Here is a 25,981-nt window from a genome sequence, read left to right on the forward strand (position 1 = left end):
TCACAGGCTGAGAATGGTTAAAGCACGATTCTTTGAAATGCACCTCAGAGTTTCTTCCTGAATCAAGTATGGAAGAACGGTTTACCGCCGTTATCGGTCAAAGTGGAGGGGAGAATTTTCCCCTAAACAGAGTGGAACCGCGCCAAAAGCGTCTCTGAGGTATTAAACCCAGAGACGCTTTTTTTGTTAGAAAAAAAGAACAGAGCTAGAAGCAATCATATATACACAATAGGGGGGATAATGATCCGTGGGTTTCTTTAAATTACTCAAAGAAGACATCGAAGTTGTTTTTGATCAAGACCCGGCAGCAAGAACCTATTTTGAAGTTTGCTTAACATATTCCGGTTTACATGCGATATGGGCACACCGCATCGCACATGCCTTCTATCGAAAAAAATTCTTTTTCATTGCCAGAGTTATTTCACAAATCAGCCGCTTTTTTACTGGAATCGAAATTCATCCAGGTGCGAAAATCGGCAAGCGCTTCTTCATTGATCATGGAATGGGCGTAGTAATTGGTGAAACATGTGAAATCGGAGATAATGTAACCATATACCAAGGTGTCACGTTAGGTGGTACAGGGAAAGAAAAAGGAAAACGACACCCAACGCTTAAAGATAATGCACTGGTTGCAACAGGAGCAAAAGTATTAGGCTCAATTACAATCGGAGAAAGTTCTAAAGTAGGTGCTGGTTCTGTTGTGTTAAAAGATGTTCCGGATCATTCAACTGTTGTCGGGATACCTGGAAGAATCGTCATACAAAACGGAGAGAAAGTACGTAAGGATTTAGATCACCATAAACTCCCTGACCCTATTAGTGAAGTGTTGAAGGGAATGGATGATGAGATAAACCGATTAAAGAAAGAGCTAGAAGACTTAAAAGGAGCGAATCAAGATGACCATTAATATCTACAACACACTAACACGAAAAAAAGAGAAATTTGCACCAATAGAGCCGAATCGTGTCAAAATGTATGTGTGTGGTCCTACGGTGTATAACTACATCCATATCGGAAATGCACGTCCAGCGATTGTTTTCGATACCGTGAGGAGATATTTTGAATATAAAGGCTATCAAGTAGACTATGTTCTCAACTTCACAGATGTCGATGATAAGCTAATCAACGCTGCTAAAGAATTGGGAGAGGAAGTCCCAACGATTGCCGAACGTTTTATTCAAGCATATAAAGAAGATGTCGGTGTATTGGGGGTAAAGGAAGCTGTTCATCACCCTAGAGTAACCGAAACAATGGATGATATTATTAGCTTTATCTCTACCTTAATCGACAAAGGGCATGCTTATGAAGCGGATGGGGATGTCTATTTTAAAACAAGGTCATTTGACCATTATGGTAAGCTATCTCACCAATCAATTGATGAATTAAGGTCGGGTGCGCGTATCCAAGTAGGCGAGAAAAAACAGGATCCATTAGATTTTGCTTTATGGAAACAAACAAAAGACGGAGAAATAGCGTGGGACTCTCCGTGGGGGAAAGGTCGACCCGGCTGGCATATCGAATGCTCAGCAATGGCGAAAAAGTATCTCGGGGATACGATTGATATCCATGCTGGTGGCCAAGATTTAACATTCCCGCATCATGAAAATGAAATTGCTCAATCTGAAGCAGCTAATGGAACATCATTCGCAAATTATTGGATGCACAATGGGTATATTAATATCGATAATGAAAAAATGTCGAAATCACTCGGTAACTTTGTGCTAGCACATGATCTCATTCAAAAGCATGACCCAAAAGTATTGCGTTTCTTTATGTTAAGTGTCCACTATCGTAACCCGATCAATTTTAGTGATGCATTATTAGAAAGTGCGAAAAACAGCTATGATCGCATTGAAAATGCGTTAACAAATCTGGAGCACCGCAAAGAGGCAAGTGTGAATTTAGCAGATGATAATCAACAATGGTTGGATAAAATAAACGCACTGCAACAACAATTTGAACAAGAAATGGATGATGATTTTAACACCGCGAATGCAATAGCGGTAATCTTTGATCTTGTTAAAGAAGCCAATGTATACCTGAAGTCAGACCATACACATGTTGCCGTCATCGATACATTTATCGATACACTTACAGCTTGGTTAGAAGTGTTAGGTATTCCACAGACTCAAGAAGAAGAATTGCTCGATGAAGAAATAGAAGCATTAATTGAAAAAAGAATCGAAGCAAGAAAAAACAAAGATTTTCAACTAGCAGATAAAATTCGAGATGACTTAAAAGAACGTAATATCATTCTTGAAGATACACCACAAGGCACAAGGTGGAAGCGAGGTTAATGATGACAAAGCAGCAGCCAAGAGAAATGAAAAGTCTAGCCCTCGCTTATATGGGCGATGTTATTTACGAGAAATATGTGAGGGAATATTTAATTCGTATAGGTACTGTCAAGGTACAACAGTTACATCAACATGCTGTCCGATTTGTAAAAGCAACTTCCCAAGCAAAAGTAGTACATCATTGGATCGAAACCAATCAGCTTACAACAGAAGAATTGGCTGTAGTAAAAAGGGGACGAAATGCCAAATCCGGATCCGTCCCCAAGAATACAAGCGTACAAGCTTATCGCTACAGCACAGCTTTTGAGGCGTTAATCGGGTTCCTATATTTGGACCAGCAGCATGAACGGCTAGAGTTACTAATTAAACAGGCGATAGCCATTACAGAGAAAGGAGATGGTCAAGAATGAGCGGAGAATGGATCATTGGAAAGAATACTGTAATCGAAGCATTGGAATCTGAACGTTCTATCCAAAAATTATATTTGACTGAAAACCTAAATGCTTCCTTAGCCAATAAGTTACAAGGATTAGCGAAGGCAAAAAATGCCCCTGTTCAACGTGTACCAAAAAAGAAATTGGATCAAATGGTTGAAGGGAATCATCAAGGTATTGCTGCGTTGGTTGCCGCTTATGACTATGCATCACTAGATCAGCTATTCGAAGTAGCAGAAAAAAGGGATGAACCGCCATTCTTTTTAATTTTAGATGAAATAGAAGATCCACATAATTTAGGTTCCATTCTTCGTAGTGCTGATGCAACAGGTGTCCATGGTGTGATTATTCCGAAACGGAGAGCTGTAGGATTAACTGCAACAGTTGCCAAAACATCGGTAGGAGCGATTGAACATATTCCGGTTGTGAGAGTAACCAATATCGCACAGACAATAGAGGAATTAAAATCGAGGAACGTATGGATTGTTGGTACGGAAGCAGAAGCGACAGAGGATTATCGTGAACTAGATGGCCAGCTTCCTATTGCTCTTGTCATCGGCAACGAAGGAAAAGGCATTAGCCGTTTAGTGAAGAAAAATTGTGATTGGACAGTCCGTTTACCAATGATAGGATCGGTTTCATCATTAAACGCCTCTGTTGCGGCAAGCCTATTAATGTATGAAGTGTTCCGAAAAAGAGACAAACATGGTGAGTCCTAATGGATGTACTCTTAGTAGATGGGTACAACATGATTGGTGCCTGGGGAGAATTAAAAGCATTAAAGGATAAGGACTTAGAGCAAGCCAGATTACTATTGATCGACAAAATGGCAGAATACCAAGCATACCGTAAAAGAAAAGTAATCGTTGTTTTTGATGCCTATGAAGTGAGAGGGCTGGAGAATAGACAGCAGCAATATAAAGTAGAGGTTATCTTCACGAAAGAGAACGAAACAGCTGACCAATGCATTGAGCGCCTTGTCAAAGAGTTTAAGAATGTACGGACAAAGGTTTTTGTAGCGACTTCTGATTATACAGAACAGCGTACGATTTTTGCACAGGGAGCATTTCGAATCTCTGCGAGGGAACTGGATATCGAATTAAGAAATATTCAAAAGGAGATAGAAGTAGATATAGAAGAACATCAACAAAATAAAATAAAGAGTAAAATTCCGTTGGACGACACTGTGTTGCAAGTGTTTGAGAAATGGCGCCGTGGTAATAAATAACAAAAGAGCAGTTGACGTAAATAAAGCGCTTCCTGTATAATGTTGCTATTATGGTCTGCAATACCTAATTTTTGGCATTGAGCCGGGAGGAGTCCCAATAACTATCATGCGAGTAGAGAATAGAGATACTGACTTTCAGCATTTAGACGACAATGAATTAGTATTGCTAGTGCAGGACGGAGACACACAAGCGCTCGAATTTTTAATTCAACGATATAAATCATTTGTTCGAGCGAAAGCCAAGACGTATTTTCTCGTAGGAGCTGATCACGAAGATATTGCACAAGAGGGTATGATCGGACTCTATAAAGCGATTCGTGATTTTCAAGAGGACAAGCTTTCTTCCTTTAAAGCTTTTGCAGAATTATGTATTACCAGACAAATTATTACCGCTATAAAAACAGCTACAAGGCAAAAACATATGCCGTTGAACTCTTATGTATCTTTGGATAAACCGATCTATAATGATGAATCCGAGCGGACATTGTTAGATGTTTTAGAAGCGACTATTGCGATGGATCCACAAGAATTGCTAGTGAATAGAGAACGTTATGGTGATATGGAAAATAAGTTAGCAGAATTACTAAGTAAGTTAGAGCGGGAAGTATTATTACTATACCTTGAAGGGAAATCCTATCAAGAGATCTCTTCTGAATTAAATCGCCATGCAAAGTCTATTGATAATGCCTTGCAACGCGTCAAAAGAAAGCTAGAAAAATATCTAGAAGCAAGCGGTATACACATATCTTAAGCTATTCTACTAGTTGTCGTTGACAGCAATCTTTAACCATGCTACATTATAGTAAGTGTGACAACCCATATAAGAGGTGGGAAAATTGGGGAAAAAGATAGCATTAGCGTGCGAGGTTTGTCATAGTCGAAATTATAGTACGGAAAAGAATCCATCGATTTCTGACCGGATTGAAATAAAGAAATTTTGTAAGAGATGCAACCGACATACCATTCACCGCGAAACAAAGTAGAGCATGACGGTAGTTAGAAGACAGTTTGGAGGTACCTTCTGTGAAACCAGTTACTTTTTTAAAGAATGTCAATCGGGAAATGAAGAAAGTTTCATGGCCAAGAGGTCGTGAATTAACTCGTTATACGATTACAGTAGTATTAACCGTTGCTTTTGTAACAGTTTTTTTTGCACTTATTGACTTAGGTATTACACAACTTCTTAATTTGTTATTTGAATAATTCGCTATAATATATGTTATACTGTAATTAAATATGTAAGAAAAGAACCCGTTTGGCGGGTTTTTTAAATGCAAAGAAATCGACTGAAGGAGAAGTTCAATTAAGGGAGGGAAGGGCGAGCGAAGCCCCTCAATATTATGGAAAAAAGATGGTATGTCGTGCATACTTATTCAGGTTATGAAAACAAAGTAAAAACCAATCTAGAAAAGCGATTAGAATCTATGGGGATGGAAGATAAGATTTTCCGTGTATTAGTCCCAGAAGATGAAGAAACAGAAATCAAGAACGGAAAAAAGAAAGTAGCGAAAAAGAAAGTATTCCCAGGGTATGTGTTAGCGGAAATGGTCATGACAGATGACTCTTGGTATGTCGTTCGTAATACACCTGGTGTAACAGGTTTCGTAGGATCTGCAGGTTCAGGATCCAAACCGACACCACTGTTGGAAGAAGAAGTGGAAACCATCTTGAAGCGTATGGGTTATGATGAGCCTGTTACGGAAGTAGACTTTGAAATGAAAGAAACGGTAGAAGTAATAGATGGTCCATTTAACGGCTTTTCTGGTTCTATTGAAAACATAGATTTAGATAAACAAAAAGTAAAAGTTCATGTTAATATGTTTGGAAGAGAAACGCCGGTTGAATTGGACTTTTCACAAGTTAAGAAGTTATCATAAGGAACTTCAAATATAAAAATATGGGAAAACCACTTGCATTTTTGCTTATATAATGCTAAAATTCTTATGTTCTTTATGCCTCGAGTATAAGGTTATTTTTCGCATATGTAATCGAGTGGGAGGGCAAAAGCCCTATTACCACATCACGGACTTAAGGAGGTGTGTCTCGTGGCTAAAAAAGTAGATTCAGTTGTAAAGCTACAAATTCCAGCAGGAAAAGCAAATCCCGCACCACCAGTTGGGCCAGCTTTAGGTCAAGCAGGTATTAACATCATGGGATTCTGTAAAGAGTTTAACGCTCAAACCCAAGATCAAGCTGGTATGATTATTCCAGTAGAAATCACGGTATATGAAGACCGTTCATTTACATTTATTACGAAAACTCCACCAGCAGCAGTATTGCTTAAAAAAGCAGCTGGTATTGAAACTGCGTCAGGTGAACCAAATCGTAACAAAGTGGCAACACTTAACCGCGATAAGGTTAAAGAAATCGCAGAATTAAAAATGCCAGACTTAAATGCTGCTGATGTTGAAGCTGCAATGCGTATGGTCGAAGGTACTGCACGTAGTATGGGTATCGTTATCGAAGACTAATCTCACAGCGTTGTACAAAAGCGGAAGGTTGCGGTAGTGGAGAATGCTTCATCAACCGCAACCTTTATCTTTGAGGTTTAGTTAGCAACGGATGTCGCGTTCGAATCTAACTTTTCCGCTTAAGTAAGTGGGAGGTATAACCGTTAAAACCACAGAAGGAGGAAATTAAAAATGGCAAAGAAAACAAAAAAGCAACAAGAAGCATTAAAGCTTGTTGACCGTACAAAAACGTACGATGCAAAAGAAGCGTTGGAATTAGTACAAAAAGCTTCTACAGCAAATTTTGACGAAACAGTTGAAGCTGCATTCCGTCTTGGGGTAGATCCTAAGAAAGCAGATCAACAAATCCGTGGAGCAATGGTGCTACCACACGGAACAGGTAAAACACAAACAGTACTTGTATTTGCAAAAGGGGATAAAGCAAAAGAAGCGGAAGCTGCTGGCGCTGATTATGTAGGAGATCAAGAATTAATCAACAAAATCAACCAAGGTTGGTTCGAGTTTGATGTAGTTGTAGCAACTCCTGATATGATGGCAGAAGTAGGTAAGCTAGGTCGTGTATTAGGACCAAAAGGACTTATGCCAAACCCTAAAACAGGAACAGTTACTTTCGAAGTAGAAAAAGCTGTTAATGAAATCAAAGCAGGTAAAGTAGAGTACCGTGTAGATAAACAATCAAATATTCATGTACCAATTGGTAAAGTATCATTTGATCTTGACAAGCTTGTTGACAACTTTAATGCTTTAGCAGATACAGTTGTAAAAGCAAAACCACAAGCTGCCAAAGGTACGTATATTCGTAACGTAGCCGTTTCGTCTACAATGGGACCTGGCGTTAAAGTAGATTCATCAAATTTCGCTAAATAATTTGCTTGACTTTTGCTCAAAGTTTTTATATAATTCTTAAGGGTCAAGTTGACTACTTTTAAAAATAAATGAATAACATTATACCGTAGACAGTAGGTGCTGTTAAGCTTAATTTCCTACCGAGGTGTGTCTGAATAAATGGCAGAAATCCTTTTTATAAGGGATCCTGTGTGCAGTCATAAACCTCCATGTCTACAAAGATATGGAGGTTTTCGTTTTATACGGGCGGTATAATGATCGCGTTCTAGGAGGTGGAATCATGTCAAAGGTGATTGAACAAAAGAAACAAGTTGTTTCTGAAATTGCAGAAAAACTTCGTGACAGCCAATCAACGATCCTTGTAGACTACAGAGGTCTTGATGTAGCAGAAGTTACGGAATTACGTTCACAACTACGTGAAGCTGGCGTGGAATTCAAAGTGTACAAAAACACAATGACTCGTCGTGCGGCAGAAGAAGCTGAACTTACAGATTTAAATGATGTTTTAGTAGGTCCTACTGCTATCGCGTTCAGTAAAGATGATGTTGTGGCTCCGGCTAAAGTTTTAAATAACTTTGCGAAAGAGCATGAAGCATTAGAAATTAAAGGTGGCGTGGTTGAAGGATCTGTAGCATCACTTGAGCAAATCAAAGAACTTGCAGATCTTCCAAATTACGAAGGAATGCTTTCTATGCTACTCAGCGTACTACAAGCACCAGTACGAAACTTTGCATATGCAACAAAAGCTGTTGCAGAGCAAAAAGAAGAGCAAGGTGCGTAAGGGTTTCTTATCAGAAGACAAAATATGTTCGTCAATATAAAATAAAATTAGGAGGAATTGAACATGTCTAAAGAACAAATTATTGAAGCAATTAAAGAAATGTCCGTTCTTGAATTAAACGACTTAGTAAAAGCAATCGAAGAAGAATTTGGAGTAACTGCAGCAGCTCCTGTAGCAGTAGCAGGTGGAGCAGCAGGCGGAGAAGCAGCAGAAGAACAAACTGAATTTGATGTAGTACTTGAAAGTGCTGGATCTTCTAAAATTAAAGTTGTTAAAGCTGTTCGTGAAATCACTGGTCTTGGACTTAAAGATGCTAAAGACCTTGTAGATAACGCACCTGGAGCAATCAAAGAGGGCGTTGACAAAGAAGAAGCTGAAGAAATGAAATCTAAGCTAGAAGAAGCTGGAGCAACAGTAGAATTAAAATAAGTAAGAAACACAGAAAAGCTCGCTATGCACAATGGCGAGCTTTTCTTTACAAATAGGAAATTTTAACAATCGTCATATAAAACATATACTGCGAAGTAACGAGGACAAGAATTTGCTCTCTTCCCTGACTGCATTTTGATGAGTGATTACATGCGCTCCGGCAAGATACTTCGCTTTCCACGGGCGCGGCCTTAGCCAGGGAACTACTTGGAATTATCTTCTTTGCTCCCTTGCACCGAGGAAGCCACTTCGAAGCGTTACTAGAAGACGCAGGTGCATCACGGGGTCTTCGGCTCGCGCTGTTCCCGTAGGAGTCTACGTATCTTGCCTCCGCTTTGCGTAATGTTCTAATTATAGAAAGAAGTAATACACAAGAATTGGTTTCTGAGTATATCTCCTCTTATACAGCTAGAATCATCTACATAGTGGAGGCAGAATACGGAGGCTCCTGTGGGACAGCGAGAGCTGAAGATCCACTTGGTGAAGTGCTTTTCTTCACCAAGTTAGCTGAAGCCGAGCCCACGGAAAGCGCAGTATTCTGCCGGAGCGCATGTGAGCACTCATCATTAATCAGGATGGGAGAAAGCCTCGCTTTTCACCTTTCATTACTTCGCAGTATGTATCTATAGGGAATTAGATTTAACAATGGAAAGTGGGTGTGGAAATGGATCAGTATTTTTCGCAGTCTCCTGATGTTGCTAGTGATCCGCAAACGTGGCAATATCTATTAAGAGGAAAGAAGTTCACTTTTACTACAGATAACGGCGTTTTTTCTAAGAATGAAGTTGATTTCGGCTCTCGTGTTTTGATTGAAGCTTTTCGTGTACCAGATATAGATGGTCCGTTACTAGACTTAGGTTGTGGTTATGGACCTATTAGTATTGCTTTGGCTGCATTCCTTCCTGAACGTTCTGTTGTTGGAGTAGATGTTAACGAAAGAGCTTTATCATTAGCGGAAAAAAATGCGAAACAAAATAAAATCGCCAATGTATCCTTTAAAGAGAGTGATATATTATCTAATGTAACGGGCCAATCATTTGCCGCCATTTTAACCAACCCACCGATCAGAGCAGGTAAACAAATTGTACACAAGATGTTTGAAGAAGCAAGAGAAGCTTTGTTACCAAATGGCGAACTTTGGGTTGTTATTCAGAAAAAGCAAGGAGCACCTTCGGCTAAGAAGAAACTAACAGAATTATTTGAAGAGGTAGAAGTAGTAAAGAAGGAAAAAGGATACTTTATTTTCTGTGCAAAATAATTTGACTCTGTTAGGTGTTTGTGGTAATATTGAAAAATGCCAATAGGACGGAAGGTTTGTCAAGTGAAAATGTTGGAAAAATGTATATTTTTTAAAAAATAGGCAAAACTATTCAACATGAGACTTTTGTAACTTGGCATCTTTGTTGTTACTATTAAACGGCTATTAGCTAATAGAGATTGTCTACTTAACCTTTTAGAAATCCTTTTATTATTTTCCACAGAACTATTAGTAATTGAATAACATTTGCTTATCGCAAATGTCTATATAAAGCTTGTGTCCTATAAAGATCACAGGTTTGTTCGGTATGCTAACCGGACGAGTGTTTAACACTTACTAAATTTATACGATCTATAGAAAAATGTCAAATGCCTATAGTAAGTTATGTATAAATAGTAAGTGTGGTTTCATTTGTGCTATTTTTATAGCAACTATCTTTAATATTGATCGAGGGGTGAATCAGTTGACAGGTCAACTAGTTCAATACGGACGACACCGCCAACGCAGAAGTTATGCGCGTATCAGCGAGGTATTAGAATTACCAAATTTAATTGAGATTCAAACTGCATCCTATCAATGGTTCTTAGATGAGGGCTTAAGAGAAATGTTCCAGGATATTTCTCCAATCGAGGATTTTGCCGGCAATTTGTCACTAGAATTTGTTGATTACAGCCTTGGAGAACCAAAGTATCCAGTCGATGAATCCAAAGAAAGAGACGTAACATACAACGCTCCTCTTCGAGTAAAGGTTCGTTTATTGAATAACGAAACAGGTGAAGTGAAAGAGCAAGAAGTCTTTATGGGTGATTTCCCATTAATGACTGAAACAGGTACTTTTATTATTAATGGTGCAGAGCGTGTTATTGTTTCACAGCTTGTTCGTTCACCTAGCGTTTATTTTAACGAAAAAATTGATAAGAATGGAAAACGTGGTTATGGCGCTACTGTTATCCCAAATAGAGGTGCTTGGTTAGAATTTGAAACAGACGCAAAAGATGTTGTACACGTACGAATTGACCGTACTAGAAAATTACCTATTACGGTATTACTTAGAGCGTTAGGTTTCGGTGATGACCAAGAAATTTTAGATTTATTTGGCGAAAATGAGTATTTAAAGAATACGTTGGAAAAGGACAACACAGAAACAAGTGAAAAGGCATTATTAGAAATTTATGAACGCCTTCGTCCTGGAGAACCGCCAACAGTAGAAAATGCTAAAAGTTTATTGGTTTCCAGATTTTTTGATCCAAAAAGATATGATTTAGCACATGTTGGTCGTTATAAAATAAATAAAAAATTGCATTTGAAAAATCGTTTGTTTAACCAAATCCTTGCAGAGCCACTAGTGGATCCGGAAACGGGTGAAGTGATTGCTAACAGAGGAGATAAGTTAGATAGACGCTTGTTAGATAAAATATTACCAATACTAGACTCTGACGAAAATCGTTTCGGTGAGAGAGTGCTAGAGCCAAATGAAGGTGTATTAGAGGATCCAATTCGTGTCCAATCGATTAAGATTATGGATCCAACTGATCCTGAAGGGGAAAGAACATTAACTGTATTAGGCAATTGTAATGTAGATGACGGTATTAAAAACATTACACCAGCTGACATTCTTTCTGCAATCAGTTATTTCTTTAACATCTTACATCAGGTTGGAGATACCGACGATATTGACCACTTAGGAAATCGTCGTCTTCGTTCAGTTGGAGAGTTACTACAAAATCAATTTAGAATCGGTCTGTCACGTATGGAGCGTGTGGTTCGTGAGAGAATGTCTATTCAGGACACATCTTCCATCACTCCACAACAGTTAATCAATATACGCCCTGTCATTGCATCTATCAAAGAGTTCTTTGGTAGTTCACAGTTATCTCAATTTATGGATCAAACGAACCCGTTAGCAGAGTTAACGCATAAAAGACGTTTATCTGCATTAGGACCAGGTGGTCTGACTCGTGAACGAGCAGGGTTTGAAGTGCGTGACGTTCACTATTCTCACTATGGTCGTATGTGTCCGATCGAGACACCTGAGGGACCAAACATTGGGTTAATCAACTCCTTATCATCTTATGCGAAAGTCAATAAATTTGGTTTTATCGAAACGCCTTATCGTAGAGTTGACCCTGAAACAGGTCAAGTTACTAACCAAATGGACTACTTAACGGCGGATGAGGAAGATAACTACGTCGTTGCACAGGCGAATGCTAAGTTGAATGAAGATGGCACATTTACTGATGAGGAAGTAATTGCAAGGTTCCGTGGTGAAAACACGATTGTTAAACGTGAAAAATTAGACTATATGGACGTTTCGCCTAAGCAGGTTGTATCTGCTGCGACAGCATGTATTCCGTTCTTGGAAAACGATGACTCAAACCGTGCATTAATGGGAGCAAACATGCAGCGTCAAGCAGTACCACTTATGCAGCCTAAATCACCGATTGTTGGTACAGGAATGGAATATGTATCAGGGAAAGACTCTGGTGCAGCCGTAATTTGTAAGCATGAAGGTGTTGTAGAACGAGTAGAGGCGAAAGAAGTTCTGGTTCGTCGAATTACAGAAGTAGATGGAAAAGAAGTTGAAGGTGACCTAGACCGTTACCGTCTACAGAAATTTATTCGTTCCAACCAAGGTACTTGTTACAACCAACGTCCTATCGTATCTAAAGGTGACCGCGTGACCAAAGGTGAAATTTTAGCTGATGGTCCTTCTATGGAAAAAGGTGAACTAGCACTTGGTCAAAACGTGCTTGTAGGCTTTATGACATGGGAAGGTTATAACTACGAGGATGCGATCATTATGAGTGAGCGCCTGGTAAAAGACGACGTCTATACGTCCATTCACATTGAAGAATATGAATCAGAAGCACGTGACACGAAATTAGGACCTGAAGAAATCACACGTGACATCCCTAACGTAGGAGAAGATGCATTACGTGACTTAGATGAACGAGGCATTATCCGTGTAGGTGCTGAAGTAGAAGACGGTGACTTATTAGTTGGTAAAGTTACACCTAAAGGGGTAACGGAATTATCAGCCGAAGAACGTTTGTTACACGCTATTTTCGGTGAGAAAGCACGAGAAGTTCGTGATACATCACTTCGAGTACCTCACGGTGCAGGTGGCATTGTACTAGATGTTAAAATCTTCAATCGTGCGGATGGTGATGAATTACCACCAGGTGTAAACCAGTTAGTCCGTGTATATATCGTTCAAAAACGTAAGATTCACGAAGGGGATAAAATGGCTGGTCGTCACGGTAATAAAGGTGTTATCTCGAAAATTTTACCAGAAGAAGATATGCCATTCTTACCAGACGGAACGCCGATCGATATCATGTTAAACCCATTAGGGGTACCATCTCGTATGAACATCGGGCAAGTACTTGAACTGCACTTAGGTATGGCAGCGAGACAACTAGGTATTCACGTTGCATCACCAGTATTTGATGGTGCGCGCGAAGAAGATGTTTGGGAGACTTTAGAAGAAGCTGGTCTACCAAGAGATGCGAAAACAATCCTTTATGATGGACGTACAGGTGAACCGTTTGATAACCGTGTATCTGTTGGTGTAATGTATATGATCAAGCTAGCACACATGGTAGATGATAAGTTGCACGCTCGTTCAACAGGTCCATATTCACTTGTTACGCAACAACCACTAGGTGGTAAAGCACAATTTGGTGGTCAGCGTTTCGGTGAGATGGAGGTATGGGCATTAGAAGCCTATGGTGCAGCCTATACACTACAAGAAATCCTAACGGTTAAATCAGATGATACAGTAGGTCGTGTGAAAACATATGAAGCGATCGTTAAAGGCGATAATGTTCCTGAACCAGGAATTCCAGAGTCATTTAAAGTACTGATTAAGGAATTACAAAGTCTAGGTATGGATGTAAAGATGTTATCTGGAGATGAGCAGGAAATCGAACTTCGTGATGACGAAGAAGATGATAATCAATCAGCAGATAACTTTAACCTAGAAATTGAAGAAACTACTAGTTAATGAAATATCAAACCCGGTCATTCTTTCACCAGGCTGACCGGGTGAGAGGTGTCTATAAAGCTTAAAGTGAACGAAACCCAAAGACTAAAAGGGAGGTTAACCCCTTGTTAGATGTAAATAATTTTGAATTTATGAAAATCGGATTAGCATCACCAAATAAAATTCGTTCTTGGTCATTTGGTGAAGTGAAAAAGCCTGAAACTATTAACTACCGTACACTTAAACCAGAGAAAGATGGTCTGTTTTGTGAACGAATTTTCGGTCCTCAAAAAGACTGGGAATGTCATTGTGGAAAGTATAAGCGTGTAAGATACAAAGGTGTCGTATGTGACCGTTGTGGTGTCGAAGTAACCAAAGCAAAAGTTCGTCGTGAACGCATGGGTCACATTGAACTAGCAGCCCCTGTTTCACATATCTGGTACTTTAAAGGTATCCCAAGCCGAATGGGGCTAGTATTAGATATGTCACCTAGAGCACTGGAAGAAGTTATTTACTTCGCAGCATACATTGTGACAGACCCAGGTGATACAGCATTGGAGAAAAAGCAATTATTATCTGAAAAAGAATACCGTGCTTATCGTGATAAATACGGTAATTCTTTCAAAGCTGCAATGGGTGCTGAAGCAATCAAAAAAATCTTGCAAGATATCGATCTTGAAAAAGAAGTAGAATTGTTACGTGAAGAATTAAAATCCGCACAAGGTCAACGTAGAACCCGTGCAATCAAACGTTTAGAAGTATTAGAAGCATTCCGTAACTCTGGTAATGATCCAAGCTGGATGATTATGGATGTTCTACCGATCATTCCACCTGAATTAAGACCAATGGTGCAATTAGATGGTGGACGTTTCGCAACTTCTGACTTAAACGATTTATATCGTCGTGTAATCAACCGAAACAATCGTCTAAAACGCCTGCTTGACCTTGGGGCACCTAGTATTATCGTGCAAAACGAAAAACGTATGCTTCAAGAAGCAGTAGATGCGTTGATTGATAATGGACGCCGTGGACGTCCGGTAACTGGACCAGGGAACCGTCCATTAAAATCACTATCCCATATGTTAAAAGGGAAGCAAGGTCGCTTCCGTCAAAACTTATTAGGTAAACGTGTTGACTATTCCGGTCGTTCCGTAATCGTTGTGGGTCCACACTTGAAGATGTATCAATGTGGTCTACCGAAAGAAATGGCTGTTGAGTTATTCAAACCGTTTATTATGAAAGAATTAGTCGAGCGAGGTTTAGCTCATAATATTAAATCAGCAAAACGTAAAATTGAAAGGTTGCATGAGGAAGTATGGGATGTCTTAGAAGACGTTATTAAAGAACACCCTGTACTATTAAACCGTGCACCAACACTACACCGTTTAGGTATTCAAGCATTTGAGCCGACGCTTGTAGAAGGTCGCGCTATCCGCTTGCACCCACTTGTTTGTACTGCCTATAATGCAGACTTCGATGGTGACCAAATGGCGGTACACGTTCCTTTATCAGCAGAAGCACAAGCAGAAGCACGTATTTTAATGCTTGCTGCCCAAAACATTCTTAATCCGAAAGATGGTAAACCAGTTGTTACTCCATCACAGGATATGGTACTTGGTAACTATTACGTAACAATGGAACGTGAGGATGCGATTGGTGAAGGTATGGTGTTTAAAGACTTAAACGAGGCATTAATCGCCTATCAGAATGGTTTTGTACATTTACACACACGTGTTGCGATTCAACCAGCATCACTAAATAAAGAATCATTTACTGAAGCACAAAAAGATAAATTAATGATCACAACCGTTGGTAAGTTAATCTTTAACGATATGCTTCCAGAATCATTCCCATACATGAATGAACCAACGCAACAAAACTTAGAGGTTGCAACACCAGATAAGTATTTCGTTGAGCCTGGAGCTAATATTAAAGAAGAAATTGCCCAACGCGATATTCTTCCACCATTTAAAAAAGGAATTCTTGGGGATATCATTGCGGAAGTATTCAAGAAGTTCAAGATCAGTGAAACTTCAAAAATGTTGGACCGTATGAAGGACTTAGGTTTTGCTTACTCTACAAAAGCTGGTATCACAGTAGGTGTATCAGATATCGTCGTGCTTGCTGAGAAAGAAGAAATTCTGGCGGAAGCACAAGATAAAGTAGATAAAGTATTGAAGCAATTCCGTAGAGGTTTAATTACTGATGAAGAACGCTATGACCGTGTCATTTCTGTATGGTCACAAGCGAAAGATACCATTCAAGAGAAACTGATGAAATCCTTGAACCCGCGTAACCCGATCTTTATGATGAGTGATTCCGGTGCCCGTGGTAACGCGTCTAACTTTACACAGCTAGCAGGTATGCGTGGATTAATGGCGAACCCTGCTGGTCGAATCATTGAATTACCGATCAAATCAAGCTTCCGTGAAGGTTTAACGGTACTAGAGTACTTTATTTCTACACACGGTGCTCGTAAAGGTCTAGCCGATACAGCCCTTAAGACAGCAGACTCTGGTTATTTAACAAGACGTCTCGTAGATGTTGCACAAGATGTGATTATCCGTGAAGATGATTGCGGAACAGACCGTGGTTTAACTGTATCTGCTATTAAAGAGGGTACAGAAATGATCGAACCACTTATTGATCGTCTCATCGGTAGAACGGTATTCCAGAATGTGAAGCATCCTGAAACAAACGAACTAATTGTTGCGAAAAACGAAGTCATTTCTGAAGATGCAGCAAAAGAAATCGTAGAATCAGGAATAGAAGAAGTAACCATTAGAACCGTCTTCACATGTAATACGAAACATGGTGCATGTAAAAAATGCTATGGTCGCAACTTAGCTACTGGTGAGGAAGTAGAAGTGGGCGAAGCTGTAGGTATTATTGCTGCTCAGTCTATTGGTGAACCAGGTACACAGTTAACAATGCGTACATTCCACACTGGTGGTGTTGCAGGAAGCGATATTACTCAAGGTTTACCGCGTATTCAAGAGATTTTCGAAGCGCGTAATCCGAAAGGTCAGGCAGTTATTTCCGAGATTTTCGGTACTGTTCAAGATGTGACCGAAGTGAAAGACAAACAAGAAATTGTTGTTCAAGGTGCGGTAGAAACCAAAACCTATACAGCGCCTTATGGTGCGCGACTTAAAGTTTCTATCGGAGATGAAGTAGAAGCAGGTCAAGCACTAACAGAAGGTTCTATTGATCCAAAAGAACTCTTGAAAGTTCAAGGTATTGACGGCGTACAATCTTACTTATTAAAAGAAGTACAGAAAGTATACCGAATGCAAGGGGTAGAAATCGGCGATAAACACGTGGAAGTAATGGTTAGACAAATGCTTCGTAAAGTACGTGTGGCTGATTCCGGAGATACAGAAGTATTACCAGGATCTCTACTAGAAATCCACCAGTTTAAAGATGCAAACAAACAAGCGATCGTAACAGGTGGTCAACCAGCAGTAGGTCGTCCGGTACTACTAGGTATTACGAAAGCATCTCTTGAAACAGATTCATTCTTATCTGCTGCTTCCTTCCAGGAGACTACAAGAGTCTTAACAGATGCAGCGATCAAAGGTAAGCGAGATGAATTACTTGGACTGAAAGAGAATGTTATTATTGGTAAACTTGTGCCAGCTGGTACTGGTATGCAACGCTATCGTCGTATCCAGGAAAAACTGGCCGTTGATCCGGTACAAGAAGAGGAAACAGATTCTGAAGAAGTGATTCAGTAATATTAAAAGTTCAAGTTGCCATTGCTCACTAAAGCAAGGCAACATAACAGGATTACCTGCAAGAAATATTGCAGGTAATCCACTATTACATTTACTTGAAAGAAAACAAGGTATGCATGAAACACTTTAAATAATTATTTATTTTTACAAATAAAAGTTGACATTAATTTTTTGTGATGATAGTATATTTAAGGTGCTTCCGTTATCCTTGTTACTTTGGAGGATATGCAGATGTCTTATGAAAAAGTGGCACAGGTAAATACTGAAAAGATAGTCGGAACGAAACAAGTTTTAAAAGCCATTAAAAATGGTTATGCAAAAGAGGTAATCGTTGCTAGTGATGCTGATTCACATATTACTAGTAAGATTTTGCGAGTTGCAACTGAACATAATGTCCCTTATTTCTATGTTGATTCTATGAAAGAACTTGGAAAAGCATGCGGGATAGATGTCGGTGCAGCAACAGTAGTGATCAAACAATAAAGTTTTGGCAATTATTTGCGAAGACTTTGTTTTTTGCTCTATTATGAACCACCTGGATGTGTGGTATTACATTTTAAGAACAGAGAGGAGGAAATATAGATGCCAACTATTAATCAATTAGTGCGTAAAGGCCGTGTATCTAAAGGTAAAAAATCAGATTCACCTGCTTTAAATAAAGGGTACAATAGTCGTAAAAAAGTAGCGACTGATCAATCTTCCCCACAAAAACGTGGTGTATGTACTCGTGTAGGTACACTTACACCTAAGAAACCGAACTCTGCACTTCGTAAATATGCGCGTGTTCGTTTGTCTAACCAAATCGAGGTTACAGCTTATATTCCTGGAATTGGTCACAACCTTCAAGAACACAGTGTTGTATTAATTCGTGGAGGTCGTGTAAAAGACTTACCAGGGGTTCGTTATCACATCGTTCGTGGTGCGCTTGATACTTCAGGTGTAGAAGGACGTATGCAAGGCCGTTCAAAATACGGTGCGAAAAGACCTAAAAAATAAGTGATTTCTGATAAAAACACAATAGAAAGGAGGGGGAGATATGCCACGTAAAGGACCAGTACCAAAGCGTGATGTCTTACCAGATCCGTTATACAACTCAAAACTTGTTACGCGTTTAATTAATCAGATTATGATTGATGGAAAAAGGGGTAAAGCACAAAAGATTTTGTATCGTGCTTTCGAATTAGTTCAAGAACGTAGCGGTCAAAACGCTATGGATGTGTTTGAACAAGCTATGAAAAATGTTATGCCAGTACTTGAAGTTCGTGCGCGTCGTGTTGGTGGTTCTAACTACCAAGTACCAGTAGAGGTTAGACCAGAACGTCGTCAAGCATTAGGTTTACGCTACATTGTGAATTATTCTCGTCTTCGCGGCGAAAAAACAATGGAAGAGCGTTTAGCGAATGAAATTCTAGATGCTTCAAATAATACAGGTGCATCTGTTAAAAAACGCGAAGATATGCACAAGATGGCAGAAGCAAACAAAGCATTTGCTCACTACCGCTGGTAATCATCAAACTAACAATATTTCATGTAGGAAGGAGAAAGATTCATGCCTAGAGAGTTCTCCTTGGAGAATACACGTAATATCGGTATCATGGCACACATCGATGCTGGTAAAACAACTGCAACAGAACGTATCTTATTTTATACGGGACGTATCCATAAAATTGGGGAAACACATGAAGGTGCTTCTCAAATGGACTGGATGGAGCAGGAACAAGAACGCGGTATTACCATCACTTCAGCAGCAACAACTGCTCAGTGGAAAGGTCACCGTATTAACATCATCGATACACCTGGACACGTAGACTTCACAGTAGAAGTTGAGCGTTCATTACGTGTACTTGATGGTGCGGTAGCTGTTCTAGACGCTCAGTCTGGTGTAGAACCGCAAACAGAGACAGTGTGGCGCCAAGCGACAACATATGGTGTTCCACGTATTGTTTTTGTAAACAAAATGGATAAAGTAGGGGCTGACTTCCTTTATTCTGTAGGTACAATTGGTGATCGTCTGGGAGCAAACGCTCATCCAGTACAGCTTCCAATCGGTGCTGAGGATGAATTTGAAGGAATCATCGACCTTATTACGATGGAAGCTTACTATTACTTGGATGACTTAGGTACTCGTGCAGAAGCGAAGCCGATTCCTGATGAGTATAAAGACCAAGCTGAAGAATACCGCACAAACCTAATTGAAGCAGTAGCTGAATTAGATGAAGATCTAATGGAACGATACTTAGAAGGTGAAGAGTTCTCTAATGATGAATTAAGAGCTGCTGTTCGTCAAGCAACTTTAAGTGTTGAGTTCTATCCGGTATTCTGTGGATCTGCCTTCAAAAACAAAGGGGTACAATTGCTAATCGATGGTGTTGTGGATTACTTACCATCACCATTAGACATTCCTCCAATTGAAGGTATTGTTCCAGGAACAGATGAAGAAATAGTTCGTAAGGCAGATGACAAAGAGCCATTCTCTGCACTTGCGTTTAAAGTAGCAACAGACCCGTTTGTTGGTAAACTTACATTCTTCCGTGTGTACTCTGGTTCATTAAAATCAGGTTCATACATCAAAAACTCTACGAAAGATAAACGTGAACGTGTAGGACGTATCCTACAAATGCACGCTAACTCTCGTGAGGAAATTGCAGAGGTTTACGCTGGTGATATTGCTGGTGCTGTTGGTCTGAAAGATACTAGTACTGGTGATACGTTATGTGATGAGAAAAGCGTGGTTATTCTAGAATCTATGGAATTCCCTGAACCAGTTATCTCTGTAGCAATCGAACCTAAATCAAAAGCTGACCAAGACAAAATGGCGGTTGCATTAGGTAAGCTTGCTGAAGAGGATCCTACATTCAAGACTGAAACAAACCAAGAGACTGGTCAAACGATCATCTCAGGTATGGGTGAGTTACACCTTGATATCATCGTGGATCGTCTGAAGCGTGAGTTTAAAGTAGAAGCTAACGTTGGTGCTCCACAAGTATCTTACCGTGAAACATTCCGTGGTTCTGCGGAAGTAGAAGGTAAATTCGTTCGCCAATCTGGTGGTCGTGGTCAATATGGTCACGTTTGGGTTAAATTTGAACCTAACGAAGAAGGTGCAGGTTTTGAATTCGTAAATAACATTGTTGGTGGTGTTGTACCACGTGAATACATCCCATCCGTTGAGGCTGGTATTAAGGAATCAATGGAAAATGGTGTACTTGCTGGTTATCCATTAATCGATGTAAAAGCGACACTTTATGATGGAAGCTATCACGATGTTGACTCTAACGAAACAGCATTTAAAGTAGCAGCATCTATGGCGCTTAAAGCAGCGAAAAACAAATGTAACCCAGTTATCCTTGAGCCGATGATGAAGGTTGAGGTTGTTATCCCAGAAGAATATATGGGTGACATTATGGGTGACGTAACTTCCCGTCGTGGACGTGTAGAAGGAATGGAAGCTCGTGGACCTGCTCAAGTAGTAAAAGCATTTGTCCCACTTTCAGAAATGTTTGGTTATGCAACTGCACTTCGTTCTAATACACAAGGTCGTGGTACTTACACTATGCACTTCGATCACTACGAAGAAGTTCCTAAGAGCATTGCAGAAGAAATTATTAAGAAAAATGCTGGCGAATAATTGATTTTTTTCTTAATCTAAAGTATAACTTGTATTATAGGCTTAAGCATTCAAATGCCTAAGCCGTGATACATGAAAATATAAAAAAACTTTTTACTTAATTAAAGGAGGAAATATACATGGCTAAAGAAAAATTTGATCGTTCCAAAGACCACGTTAACATTGGTACAATTGGACACGTTGACCATGGTAAAACAACTTTAACTGCAGCAATTACAAACGTTCTTTTCAACAAATATGGTAGCGGGGAAGCTCGTGCATATGACCAAATCGATGGTGCTCCAGAAGAAAAAGAACGTGGAATCACAATCTCAACAGCACACGTTGAGTACGAAACTGATAACCGTCACTATGCACACGTTGACTGCCCAGGTCACGCTGACTATGTTAAAAACATGATCACTGGTGCTGCACAAATGGACGGTGCTATCCTTGTAGTATCTGCAGCGGATGGCCCAATGCCACAAACTCGTGAGCACATCTTACTTTCTCGTCAAGTAGGTGTACCTGCGATCGTTGTATTCTTAAACAAATGTGATATGGTAGATGACGAAGAACTTCTAGAACTAGTTGAAATGGAAGTACGTGATCTATTAAGCGAATATGATTTCCCTGGTGATGATGTACCAGTAATCAAAGGTTCTGCACTTCAAGCACTTGAAGGTGAAGAGCAATACGTTAACGCAATCCTTGAACTTATGGATGCTGTTGATGATTATATTCCTCGTCCAGACCGTGATACTGAGAAACCATTCATGATGCCAGTAGAGGACGTATTCTCTATCACTGGTCGTGGTACTGTTGCAACAGGACGTGTTGAGCGTGGTGTTGTAAAAGTAGGTGACGAAGTAGAAATCATCGGTCTTGCTGAAGAAGCTTCTAAAACTACTATCACTGGTGTTGAAATGTTCCGTAAGCTTCTTGACTATGCAGAAGCTGGTGACAACATTGGTGCACTACTTCGTGGTGTTGCACGTGAAGAAATCAACCGTGGTCAAGTACTAGCTAAGCCTGGTTCTATTACTCCACATACAAAATTTAAAGCGGAAGTTTATGTACTTTCTAAAGACGAAGGTGGACGTCACACTCCATTCTTCTCAAACTATCGTCCACAATTCTATTTCCGTACAACTGACGTAACTGGTGTTATCGAGTTACCAGAAGGTGTGGAAATGGTAATGCCTGGCGATAACATCGAAATGACAGTATCTCTTATCTCTCCAATCGCGATCGAGGATGGAACTAAATTCTCAATCCGTGAAGGTGGACGTACAGTAGGTGCTGGTGTCGTAGCAGAAATCATTGAGTAATCAATGATATATATAAAAGCAGGTAGCCAAACGCTACCTGCTTTTTAGTTTGAAAAGATATTTACACCCTTGTCTACTAAATATAGTAAGGATTATGTTCAGCAAACTGCTATATTGCTATATATTAATTTTGAAATAAGGATTGATTTTAATTACCGCTCCGGCCGATTGCTTCGCTTTCCGTGGGGACGGCTTCAGCTACATCGCTATACACAGATTATAAGAGTTAATACATGAATACTATGTACAATGATTTCACGGAAGTCTTTTGTACATATTGATCAATAAATCAAGATTCTTATTGTGACATGAGATGTAGAACTTCTAGTAGTGGAGGCCGCCCGCTTCAACTCCTGTGGGACTGTTTTCTCTGAAGATCCACTTTTCCAAGCATTTTTTGCTTGGAAAAGTTAGCTGAAGAGAAAACCCCACGGAAAGGGAAGCGGGCAGCCGGAACGAATTTTAAGCAGAATATACATTTCAATATTACTACAACATAAAAGTCTACTGAACATAATCCTTATTATCGGTATAGCATGTAGCATTTTAGTTGGAAATCTGTGTAGGTTTCATATTGATTGTTGGGTGTTAAAATAGTTACGCATTAGATTCTAAAAAAATCTTAAAAAATATGCATATAATGTTGCATTTGCCTGCTGTTTTCTATATAATAAACAATGTTGGTCATAAAACAGGCGATGATGCGGAAGGTTGTTGGCACACCCGGCCCCTTTGCCATGGCGGGTGTATCAAGGAATTTTCGCGGAGAAAGTCTATTATCTAAATGGGCGAAAAGGAGGGAAAATAATGGCAAAAGAAAAAATTAGAATTCGTTTAAAAGCGTATGATCACCGTATTTTAGATCAGTCTGCAGATAAAATCGTAGATACTGCAAAAAGATCTGGTGCAGGAGTTTCAGGACCGATTCCATTACCAACGGAAAAATCGGTATACACAGTTTTGCGTGCGACTCACAAATACAAAGACGCTCGTGAGCAATTCGAAATGCGCACACATAAACGTCTAATTGACATTGTAAGTCCAACACCAAAAACGGTTGATTCATTAATGCGTCTTGATTTACCGTCAGGTGTAGATATTGAAATTAAACTATAATATAAATTTAACATTCTAGGAGGTGTAACGGATGACGAAAGGAATCTTAGGTCGCAAAGTCGGCATGACACAGATTTTCTCTGAAGAGGGCGAATTAATCCCTGTAACAGTAGTTCAAGCTGAGCCAAACGTTGTGCTACAAAAGCGTACAGAAGAAAATGATGGCTATGAAGCAATCCAAATTGGTTTTGCTGACGAAAAGGAAAATCGCGCTAACAAACCAGAGCAAGGACATGCTGAAAAAGCAAATACTACTCCTAAGCGCTTCATTCGTGAAATCCGTGACGTAAATCTTGATGAATATGATTTAGGTCAAGAGATAAACGTAGAGGTTTTTGAAGCAGGAGATAAAATTGATGTAACAGGTACTTCTAAAGGGAAAGGTTTCCAAGGTGCGATCAAGCGCCACAACCAACAACGTGGACCGGAAACTCATGGTTCTCACTACCACAGAGCAGCAGGTTCAATGGGAGCTGCCGCTGACCCTGCACGAGTTTTTAAAGGTAAAAAACTACCTGGGCAAATGGGTGGAGAGCAAATTACAATCCAAAACTTAGAAGTAGTAAAAGTAGACGCAGAGCGTAACCTTCTATTAATTAAAGGTAACGTTCCAGGTGCAAAAAAATCATTCGTGAAAGTTACGAGTGCAATAAAGGCTAACTAATTATTAACCGAAGGGAGGATATGTCATGCCTAAAGTAGCACTATATAATCAAAGTGGATCACAAGTTGGTGATGTAGAAATCAACGATGCGGTGTTCGGAATCGAGCCAAATGAACATGTACTACATGACGCTGTTTTAATGCAACGCGCATCTTTACGTCAAGGTACACATGCCGTGAAAAACCGTTCTGACGTAAGTGGTGGTGGACGTAAACCATGGCGCCAAAAAGGAACAGGTCGTGCACGTCAAGGTTCAATTCGCTCACCACAATGGGTAGGCGGTGGAACTGTATTTGGACCTACGCCAAGAAGCTATAGCTACAAATTACCTAAGAAAGTGCGTAGATTAGCGCTTAAATCTGCTCTTTCTTCTAAGGTGAAGGAAGATAGCTTAGTAGTATTAGAAGGAATTGCAATCGAAACACCAAAAACAAAAGAAGTTGTTTCAATGCTTTCTTCATTAAATGTTGATGCAAAAGCATTAATCGTTACAGCAGAAAAAGACGATGTATTAGCAAAATCAGCTAATAATCTTCAAAACGTAAAAGTACTATCAGTAAGCGAAGTGAATGTATTAGACTTGCTTACGCATGACAAGCTGATCTTAACGAAAGAAGCAGCTGAAAAAGCAGGGGAGGTGCTTGCATAATGGCAGATGCACGTGATATTATTAAGCGCCCGGTCATAACTGAACACTCTGCAGATTTAATGGCAGAAAAGAAATATACTTTTGAAGTAAGTAAAGAAGCAAACAAAACACAAATCAAAGATGCAGTAGAAGAAATCTTTGGTGTGAAAGTCGTAAATGTAAACACATTAAACAAAAAAGGTAAGTTCAAGCGCATGGGACGTTATGGCGGCTATCGCCCTAACCGTAAAAAAGCAATTGTTCAGTTATCTGAAGACAGTAAAGAATTAGATTTCTTTGAAACATTATAATTTGAATTACAAAGGAGGGAAAACAGATGGCGATTAAAAAGTATAAACCAACTTCCAATGGTCGTAGAGGTATGACAGGATCTGATTTTGCTGAAATCACAACTGATCAACCAGAAAAATCACTACTTGCACCATTGAGCAAACGTGGTGGTCGTAATAATCAAGGTAAATTAACAGTTCGTCATCAAGGCGGTGGACATAAGCGTAAGTATCGTATTATCGATTTCAAACGTGACAAAGATGGAATACCAGGCAAAGTTGCTACAATCGAATACGATCCAAACCGTTCTGCAAACATCGCACTAATCCATTATGCAGATGGAGAAAAACGTTATATTATTGCACCAAAAGGTATCCAAGTAGGTCATGAAATTGTATCTGGTCCAGAAGCAGATATTAAATTAGGTAATGCTTTACCACTTGGTGATATCCCAGTAGGTACAATTATTCATAACATTGAATTAAAACCAGGTCGCGGTGCACAATTAGCTAGATCTGCTGGTGCTCAAGCACAAATCCTTGGACGTGAAGGTAAATACGTATTAGTACGTTTAGCTTCAGGGGAAGTACGCTTAGTCTTAGCGACTTGTCGTGCGACTGTAGGTCAAGTAGGTAACTTAGAGCACGAATTAATCAATGTAGGTAAAGCTGGACGTTCTCGTTGGCAAGGCAAGCGTCCAACAGTTCGTGGTTCTGTAATGAACCCTAACGATCACCCTCACGGTGGTGGTGAAGGACGTGCACCAATCGGACGTAAATCACCAATGTCACCTTGGGGCAAACCAACACTTGGTTACAAAACACGTCAGCGTAACAAACAATCAGATAAATTTATTGTACGTAAACGTAAAAAATAAC

General features: G+C 39.7%; 26 protein-coding genes and 2 other annotated features (1 of these 28 cut by a window edge). All 26 genes read left to right on the forward strand.

The annotated features are described in order from the left end of the window. Positions 1-159, forward strand: a binding site (T-box leader) (it extends 55 nt beyond the left edge of the window). An 88-nt stretch (positions 160-247) separates the two neighbouring features. Continuing rightward, a complete protein-coding gene (gene cysE / locus D569_RS0119870; RefSeq protein WP_018934190.1) occupies positions 248-907 on the forward strand; it encodes a serine O-acetyltransferase in 660 nt (219 codons plus the stop codon). Then, a complete protein-coding gene (gene cysS / locus D569_RS0119875) occupies positions 897-2,297 on the forward strand; it encodes a cysteine--tRNA ligase (protein WP_018934191.1) in 1,401 nt (466 codons plus the stop codon). The genes cysE and cysS overlap by 11 nt, the downstream gene beginning before the upstream one ends. Then, positions 2,297-2,707, forward strand: a complete 411-nt coding sequence (locus tag D569_RS0119880; protein ID WP_018934192.1) for a Mini-ribonuclease 3 — start codon at positions 2,297-2,299, stop codon at positions 2,705-2,707. The genes cysS and D569_RS0119880 overlap by 1 nt, the downstream gene beginning before the upstream one ends. Next, positions 2,704-3,450 carry a 23S rRNA (guanosine(2251)-2'-O)-methyltransferase RlmB gene (gene rlmB / locus D569_RS0119885; RefSeq protein ID WP_018934193.1) on the forward strand — a complete coding sequence of 249 codons (747 nt, stop codon included), beginning with the start codon at positions 2,704-2,706 and terminating at the stop codon, positions 3,448-3,450. The genes D569_RS0119880 and rlmB overlap by 4 nt, the downstream gene beginning before the upstream one ends. Next, complete coding sequence (locus D569_RS0119890; RefSeq protein ID WP_018934194.1) at positions 3,450-3,959, forward strand: NYN domain-containing protein; 510 nt, start codon at positions 3,450-3,452, stop codon at positions 3,957-3,959. Before rlmB ends, D569_RS0119890 begins: the two co-directional genes overlap by 1 nt. 106 nt (positions 3,960-4,065) lie before the next feature. Further along, complete coding sequence (gene sigH, locus D569_RS0119895; protein WP_018934195.1) at positions 4,066-4,710, forward strand: RNA polymerase sporulation sigma factor SigH; 645 nt, start codon at positions 4,066-4,068, stop codon at positions 4,708-4,710. An 85-nt stretch (positions 4,711-4,795) separates the two neighbouring features. After that, the gene (gene rpmG / locus D569_RS24155) at positions 4,796-4,942 is read left to right on the forward strand and encodes a 50S ribosomal protein L33 (RefSeq protein ID WP_083939084.1); all 147 of its coding nucleotides are present in this window, start codon (positions 4,796-4,798) and stop codon (positions 4,940-4,942) included. Between the two features lie 40 nt (positions 4,943-4,982). Next, positions 4,983-5,162, forward strand: coding sequence for a preprotein translocase subunit SecE (secE, locus tag D569_RS0119900; protein WP_018934196.1), 180 nt, complete (start codon positions 4,983-4,985; stop codon positions 5,160-5,162). A 137-nt stretch (positions 5,163-5,299) separates the two neighbouring features. Next, positions 5,300-5,836 (forward strand): transcription termination/antitermination protein NusG, encoded by a 537-nt coding sequence (gene nusG, locus D569_RS0119905; protein WP_018934197.1) that lies wholly within the window; start codon positions 5,300-5,302, stop codon positions 5,834-5,836. Between the two features lie 168 nt (positions 5,837-6,004). After that, positions 6,005-6,430, forward strand: coding sequence for a 50S ribosomal protein L11 (gene rplK / locus D569_RS0119910; RefSeq protein WP_018934198.1), 426 nt, complete (start codon positions 6,005-6,007; stop codon positions 6,428-6,430). 171 nt (positions 6,431-6,601) lie between these two features. Then, positions 6,602-7,297 (forward strand): 50S ribosomal protein L1, encoded by a 696-nt coding sequence (gene rplA, locus D569_RS0119915; RefSeq protein ID WP_018934199.1) that lies wholly within the window; start codon positions 6,602-6,604, stop codon positions 7,295-7,297. 65 nt (positions 7,298-7,362) lie between these two features. Further along, positions 7,363-7,521: a sequence feature (ribosomal protein L10 leader region), on the forward strand. A gap of 35 nt (positions 7,522-7,556) precedes the next feature. After that, a complete protein-coding gene (gene rplJ, locus D569_RS0119920; RefSeq protein ID WP_018934200.1) occupies positions 7,557-8,057 on the forward strand; it encodes a 50S ribosomal protein L10 in 501 nt (166 codons plus the stop codon). 63 nt (positions 8,058-8,120) lie between these two features. Beyond that, the gene (gene rplL / locus D569_RS0119925; RefSeq protein ID WP_018934201.1) at positions 8,121-8,486 is read left to right on the forward strand and encodes a 50S ribosomal protein L7/L12; all 366 of its coding nucleotides are present in this window, start codon (positions 8,121-8,123) and stop codon (positions 8,484-8,486) included. Between the two features lie 664 nt (positions 8,487-9,150). After that, the gene (locus tag D569_RS0119930; RefSeq protein WP_018934202.1) at positions 9,151-9,744 is read left to right on the forward strand and encodes a class I SAM-dependent methyltransferase; all 594 of its coding nucleotides are present in this window, start codon (positions 9,151-9,153) and stop codon (positions 9,742-9,744) included. Positions 9,745-10,207: 463 nt separating this feature from the next. Further along, positions 10,208-13,750 (forward strand): DNA-directed RNA polymerase subunit beta, encoded by a 3,543-nt coding sequence (gene rpoB / locus D569_RS0119935; RefSeq protein ID WP_018934203.1) that lies wholly within the window; start codon positions 10,208-10,210, stop codon positions 13,748-13,750. Between the two features lie 104 nt (positions 13,751-13,854). Further along, positions 13,855-17,466, forward strand: a complete 3,612-nt coding sequence (rpoC, locus tag D569_RS0119940) for a DNA-directed RNA polymerase subunit beta' (RefSeq protein ID WP_018934204.1) — start codon at positions 13,855-13,857, stop codon at positions 17,464-17,466. Positions 17,467-17,697: 231 nt separating this feature from the next. Next, positions 17,698-17,949, forward strand: coding sequence for a 50S ribosomal protein L7ae-like protein (locus D569_RS0119945; RefSeq protein ID WP_018934205.1), 252 nt, complete (start codon positions 17,698-17,700; stop codon positions 17,947-17,949). A 99-nt stretch (positions 17,950-18,048) separates the two neighbouring features. After that, positions 18,049-18,462 carry a 30S ribosomal protein S12 gene (gene rpsL / locus D569_RS0119950; protein ID WP_018934206.1) on the forward strand — a complete coding sequence of 138 codons (414 nt, stop codon included), beginning with the start codon at positions 18,049-18,051 and terminating at the stop codon, positions 18,460-18,462. 40 nt (positions 18,463-18,502) lie between these two features. After that, positions 18,503-18,973: a 30S ribosomal protein S7 gene (gene rpsG, locus D569_RS0119955; protein WP_018934207.1), complete on the forward strand. Its 471-nt coding sequence runs from the start codon at positions 18,503-18,505 to the stop codon at positions 18,971-18,973. A gap of 42 nt (positions 18,974-19,015) precedes the next feature. After that, positions 19,016-21,094 (forward strand): elongation factor G, encoded by a 2,079-nt coding sequence (gene fusA / locus D569_RS0119960; RefSeq protein ID WP_018934208.1) that lies wholly within the window; start codon positions 19,016-19,018, stop codon positions 21,092-21,094. 119 nt (positions 21,095-21,213) lie between these two features. Then, entirely contained in the window at positions 21,214-22,404 is a 1,191-nt protein-coding gene (gene tuf / locus D569_RS0119965) for an elongation factor Tu (protein ID WP_018934209.1), read from the forward strand. Between the two features lie 807 nt (positions 22,405-23,211). Continuing rightward, positions 23,212-23,520: a 30S ribosomal protein S10 gene (gene rpsJ, locus D569_RS0119970; RefSeq protein ID WP_018934210.1), complete on the forward strand. Its 309-nt coding sequence runs from the start codon at positions 23,212-23,214 to the stop codon at positions 23,518-23,520. A 31-nt stretch (positions 23,521-23,551) separates the two neighbouring features. Continuing rightward, positions 23,552-24,184, forward strand: a complete 633-nt coding sequence (gene rplC, locus D569_RS0119975; protein WP_018934211.1) for a 50S ribosomal protein L3 — start codon at positions 23,552-23,554, stop codon at positions 24,182-24,184. Between the two features lie 25 nt (positions 24,185-24,209). Further along, positions 24,210-24,833 carry a 50S ribosomal protein L4 gene (rplD, locus tag D569_RS0119980; protein ID WP_018934212.1) on the forward strand — a complete coding sequence of 208 codons (624 nt, stop codon included), beginning with the start codon at positions 24,210-24,212 and terminating at the stop codon, positions 24,831-24,833. After that, positions 24,833-25,123, forward strand: a complete 291-nt coding sequence (rplW, locus tag D569_RS0119985; RefSeq protein ID WP_018934213.1) for a 50S ribosomal protein L23 — start codon at positions 24,833-24,835, stop codon at positions 25,121-25,123. Before rplD ends, rplW begins: the two co-directional genes overlap by 1 nt. A 26-nt stretch (positions 25,124-25,149) precedes the next feature. Next, positions 25,150-25,980, forward strand: a complete 831-nt coding sequence (gene rplB / locus D569_RS0119990; RefSeq protein WP_018934214.1) for a 50S ribosomal protein L2 — start codon at positions 25,150-25,152, stop codon at positions 25,978-25,980. Position 25,981: the final 1 nt, after the last annotated feature.

The sequence above is a fragment of the Gracilibacillus lacisalsi DSM 19029 genome (assembly GCF_000377765.1).
In the GTDB taxonomy this organism is placed as follows: domain Bacteria; phylum Bacillota; class Bacilli; order Bacillales; family Amphibacillaceae; genus Gracilibacillus; species Gracilibacillus lacisalsi.

Bases quoted from the DNA above. Each gene is read 5' to 3' on its own strand.
- rpsG (WP_018934207.1), top strand. From the start codon at position 18,503: ATGCCACGTAAAGGACCAGTACCAAAGCGTGATGTCTTACCAGATCCG.
- rlmB (WP_018934193.1), top strand. From the start codon at position 2,704: ATGAGCGGAGAATGGATCATTGGAAAGAATACTGTAATCGAAGCATTG.
- rpsL (WP_018934206.1), top strand. From the start codon at position 18,049: ATGCCAACTATTAATCAATTAGTGCGTAAAGGCCGTGTATCTAAAGGT.
- fusA (WP_018934208.1), top strand. From the start codon at position 19,016: ATGCCTAGAGAGTTCTCCTTGGAGAATACACGTAATATCGGTATCATG.
- tuf (WP_018934209.1), top strand. From the start codon at position 21,214: ATGGCTAAAGAAAAATTTGATCGTTCCAAAGACCACGTTAACATTGGT.
- D569_RS0119930 (WP_018934202.1), top strand. From the start codon at position 9,151: ATGGATCAGTATTTTTCGCAGTCTCCTGATGTTGCTAGTGATCCGCAA.
- rpsJ (WP_018934210.1), top strand. From the start codon at position 23,212: ATGGCAAAAGAAAAAATTAGAATTCGTTTAAAAGCGTATGATCACCGT.
- D569_RS0119890 (WP_018934194.1), top strand. From the start codon at position 3,450: ATGGATGTACTCTTAGTAGATGGGTACAACATGATTGGTGCCTGGGGA.
- rplL (WP_018934201.1), top strand. From the start codon at position 8,121: ATGTCTAAAGAACAAATTATTGAAGCAATTAAAGAAATGTCCGTTCTT.
- sigH (WP_018934195.1), top strand. From the start codon at position 4,066: ATGCGAGTAGAGAATAGAGATACTGACTTTCAGCATTTAGACGACAAT.
- rplW (WP_018934213.1), top strand. From the start codon at position 24,833: ATGGCAGATGCACGTGATATTATTAAGCGCCCGGTCATAACTGAACAC.
- rplD (WP_018934212.1), top strand. From the start codon at position 24,210: ATGCCTAAAGTAGCACTATATAATCAAAGTGGATCACAAGTTGGTGAT.
- rplB (WP_018934214.1), top strand. From the start codon at position 25,150: ATGGCGATTAAAAAGTATAAACCAACTTCCAATGGTCGTAGAGGTATG.
- rplA (WP_018934199.1), top strand. From the start codon at position 6,602: ATGGCAAAGAAAACAAAAAAGCAACAAGAAGCATTAAAGCTTGTTGAC.
- rplJ (WP_018934200.1), top strand. From the start codon at position 7,557: ATGTCAAAGGTGATTGAACAAAAGAAACAAGTTGTTTCTGAAATTGCA.
- rplC (WP_018934211.1), top strand. From the start codon at position 23,552: ATGACGAAAGGAATCTTAGGTCGCAAAGTCGGCATGACACAGATTTTC.
- D569_RS0119880 (WP_018934192.1), top strand. From the start codon at position 2,297: ATGATGACAAAGCAGCAGCCAAGAGAAATGAAAAGTCTAGCCCTCGCT.
- cysS (WP_018934191.1), top strand. From the start codon at position 897: ATGACCATTAATATCTACAACACACTAACACGAAAAAAAGAGAAATTT.
- D569_RS0119945 (WP_018934205.1), top strand. From the start codon at position 17,698: ATGTCTTATGAAAAAGTGGCACAGGTAAATACTGAAAAGATAGTCGGA.
- nusG (WP_018934197.1), top strand. From the start codon at position 5,300: ATGGAAAAAAGATGGTATGTCGTGCATACTTATTCAGGTTATGAAAAC.